This window comes from Mycobacterium sp. (assembly GCF_050701675.1).
Taxonomy (GTDB): Bacteria; Actinomycetota; Actinomycetes; order Mycobacteriales; family Mycobacteriaceae; genus Mycobacterium.
Window position 1 is genome coordinate 1 of the sequence record NZ_JBOGDD010000680.1, and the last position, 3,838, is coordinate 3,838.

Below are 3,838 nucleotides of genomic sequence, written 5' to 3' on the forward strand. Positions count from 1 at the left end.
GAGGAACTGAGTGCGGTCGACCAGTTGTTGCACCGCGGCGAGGCCAACCCGCGTACCCGCTCGGGGATCATGGGCGTCGAGTTGCTCGATGCGACACCCGACTGGGAGCGGTTCCGCACGCGCTTCGAGAACGCCTCCCGCAAGGTGCTCCGCCTCCGGCAGAAGGTCGTCATGCCGACCCTGCCGACCGCCGCGCCCCGGTGGGTGATCGATCCCGACTTCAACCTCGACTTTCACGTGCGGCGGGTCCGTGTGCCCGCGCCAGGCACGCTGCGCGAGGTGATGGACCTCGCCGAGATCGCCCAGCAGTCGCCGATGGACATCTCGCGACCGCTGTGGACGGCGACGCTCGTCGAAGGTCTCGCCGACGGCAAGGCCGCGACGATGCTGCATCACAGCCACGCGGTCACCGACGGAGTCGGTGCCATCGAAATGTTCGCCAACATCTACGACCTCGAACGTGACCCGCCGCCCGTCAAGGTGGCGCCGCTGCCGATCCCCGAGGACCTCTCGCCGAACGACCTGATGCGCGAGGGCATCAACAGGCTGCCGGGCGCGATCGCGGGCGGCATCCGCGGCGCGATCGGGGGCGCCGCGTACGCACTCGGCAAGGCGGTCCGCGATCCGGTCTCGGCAGTCGGTGGCGTCGTCAACTACGCCAGGTCCAGTGCGCGGGTGATGGGCCCGGTGGCCGAGCCGTCACCGTTGCTGCGCAGGCGCAGCCTGTCGTCGCGCACCGAGGCCATCGACATCAAGTTCAGCGACCTGCACAAGGCGTCGAAGGCGGCTGGCGGATCGATCAACGACGCCTACCTCGCCGGGCTGTGCGGGGCGCTGCGGCTCTACCACGAAGCCAAGGGTCTCCCCATCGCGACGTTGCCGATGGCGGTACCGGTCAACCTGCGTTCGGACGACGATCCCGCGGGCGGCAACCGCTTCGCCGGCGTCAACCTCGCGGCACCGGTCGGAGTCGTCGACCCGACGAAGCGCATCTTGAAGGTGCGCGCCCAGATGATGCGCAAACGCGAGGAGCGCGCGATCGACATGGTCGGCGCGATGGCGCCGTTGATCAGCCTCCTTCCCGATTCGCTTCTCGAGTCGGTGGCGGGGTCGGTGGTCAACTCCGACGTCCAGGCCAGCAACGTCCCCCTCTACCCGGGAGACACCTTCATCGCGGGTGCGAAAATATTGCGGCATTACGGAATTGGACCGCTGCCCGGCGTCGCCATGATGGTGGTCCTGGTGTCGCGCGCCGGATACTTCACCGTCACCACCCGCTACGACCGCGCGGCCATTGCCGATCAGGCGCTGTGGGCGCGGTGCCTAACGGCCGGCTTCGACGAGGTGCTCGCGCTAGGTGGCGACGGACGGTCAGTCCCGGCCTCGTTCACGCCCGAACCCATCGCTTCGCCCACTTCGGCCAATGGGAGTGCCCCGCAATGATTTCGCAGAACGGACAGACCACCCGCCGCGGCGACAACGTCATCCTGCGGCTGCCCGGGTCGGTCGCCGAGATCGAGGCCAGCCATTCAGGACCCGAGGTCGGGGCGTTCTTCGACCTCGACGGCACCCTGGTCGCCGGCTTCACCGGCGTGCTCATGACGCAGGACCGGTTGCGGCGCGGCCAGATGAGCGTCGGCGAGTTCATCGGCATGGTCCAGGCGGGGCTCAACCACCAACTCGGCCGCTCGGAGTTCGAGGACCTGATCGGCAAGGGCGCGCGGATGTTGCACGGCAACTCGATGAGCGACCTCGACGAGCTCGGGGAACGACTGTTCGTCCAGCACGTGCAGAGCCGCATCTACCCCGAGATGCGGGCGCTGGTGCGCGCCCATCAGGCACGCGGCCACACGGTCGTCCTGAGCTCGTCCGCACTCACCGTTCAGGTCGAACCCGTCGCCAGGTTCCTCGGCATCGACAACGTCCTGAGCAACGAGTTCGAGACCGACGACGACGGGCTGATCACCGGCGAGGTGAAGACCCCGATCATCTGGGGACCCGGCAAGGCGCGCGCGGTGCAGACCTTCTCGGCGAAGAACGGCGTCGATCTGGGCAAGAGTTACTTCTACGCCGACGGCGACGAGGATGTCGCGCTGATGTACCTCGTCGGCAATCCGCGGCCCACCAACCCCGCAGGCAAGCTCGAAGCCGTTGCGGTCAAGCGTGGTTGGCCGATCCTCAAGTTCACCAGCCGCAGCGGAAGCAGTCCCGTCGCACAGCTGCGCACCGCGGCGGGCATCGCCTCGCTGCTGCCCGCGGCAGCGGGTGCCATCGGGCTCGGCCTCCTGACGCGCAACCGCCGCACCGGCGTCAACTTCTTCACCTCGACGTGGAGCCGTCTTCTGATGACGTCGATCGGCATCGACCTGAACGTCAACGGTGAAGAGAACCTCACGGCCAAACGCCCGGCGGTCTTCCTGTTCAACCACCGCAACCAGGCCGACCCCTTCATTGCGGGCAGGCTCGTCAGCGACAACTTCACCTCGGTCGGCAAGAAGGAGCTCGAGAAGGACCCCCTGATGGGGACCATTGGAAAGGTGCTGGACGCGGCCTTCATCGACCGCGACGACCCCAAGGCGGCGGTCGAGAGCCTACGCAAGATGGAAGAGCTGGCCCGCAAGGGGATTTCGATCCTCATCGCGCCGGAGGGCACCCGCCTGGACACCACCGAGGTGGGGGAATTCAAGAAGGGGCCCTTCCGGATCGCCATGGCGACGGGCGTCCCGATCGTGCCGATCGTCATTCGCAACGCCGAGGTGATCGCCGAACGCAACTCGAGCACGTTCAATCCCGGCACCGTCGACGTCGCGGTGTTCCCGCCGATCTCCGTCGACGACTGGACCACCGAGAACCTGAACGAACGCATCGCGGAGGTCCGCCAGCTCTACCTCGATACGCTCAGGCACTGGCCGCAGGGCGCATTGCCCAGCGCGCCGCCGTACGACCATGACGCGAAGCCTGCCAAGAAAGCCCAAGCCAAGAAGGCTCCCGCGAAGAAGGTTCCGGCGAAGAAGGCTGCTGCCAAGAAGGCGCCCGCGAAGAAGGCGCCCGCGAAGAGCGCTGCCGCCGAGGCCAATCCGGCCAAGAAGGGGCGACCGTGAAGGTCAGCGCCGACGCCCTCCACAGTTTCACTCCCACTCACGACGCGTTGGTGCTGGCTTCGGTGGACTCGCCCGCCGAAGTCCAGTTGCTCGACGACTGGCTCGCCGCGCAGCGCCTGGCGCACCCCGACGCCCGCATCGAGGTCCTGCAACTCCCGGGCGACGAGGACCCGCCACCACCCGTCGTCGCGCGTCTCGTCGAATTGCTCGAGGTCGACGAGGACCGGTCCGTCGTTCCGGCCCGCGTCTTCTGGATTCCCGCCGGCCTGCCCACCCGCTCCAAGGTGGTGGCCTTCCTCGGTGGTCGCGACACCTACCGGCCGCCGAAGTTGTTGCAGCGCGGCATCTTGCGCAAGGACCCCGCCCGCGCGCGCGTGGTGGCCGGCGAGCCCGCGAAGGTGTCCGAGCTGCGGCAGAGCTGGAGCGACACCACGGTCGCCGAGAACCCTCGCGACTTCGCGCGGTTCGTCATGCGGAGGGCGGCACTCGCGATCGAACGCGTCGAACTGCGGCTGCTCGGCCCCGAGTACAAGTCGCCGCGATTGATCAAGCCGGAGATGCTGGCGTCGGCGCGTTTTCGCGAAGGGCTCGAGCAGATTCCCGGTGCGACACTGGATTCGGCCGGAGACATGCTCGACGAGCTTGCGACGGGCTGGAGCCGGTTCTCCGTCGACCTGATCCCCACGTTGGGGCGAGCGATCTTCAGCAGGGGTTTCGACCCGAACATCGACTATGAC

Annotated in this window: 1 protein-coding gene and 3 pseudogenes; all 4 read left to right on the plus strand. The window is 67.7% G+C overall.

From position 1 onward, the window contains the following. Positions 1-1,443, plus strand: a 1,443-nt coding sequence (locus tag ACRDUX_RS20855) for a wax ester/triacylglycerol synthase family O-acyltransferase (protein WP_526416061.1), incomplete at its 5' end; no start/stop codon positions are given. 155 nt (positions 1,444-1,598) lie between these two features. Next, positions 1,599-2,684: pseudogene (locus ACRDUX_RS20860) on the plus strand (HAD-IB family hydrolase); the annotation flags it as partial. 273 nt (positions 2,685-2,957) lie between these two features. Beyond that, positions 2,958-3,101, plus strand: a pseudogene (locus tag ACRDUX_RS20865) (hypothetical protein); the annotation flags it as partial. Beyond that, positions 3,098-3,838 (plus strand): annotated as a pseudogene (locus ACRDUX_RS20870) (glycerol-3-phosphate 1-O-acyltransferase); the annotation flags it as partial. The pseudogenes ACRDUX_RS20865 and ACRDUX_RS20870, both read left to right, overlap by 4 nt.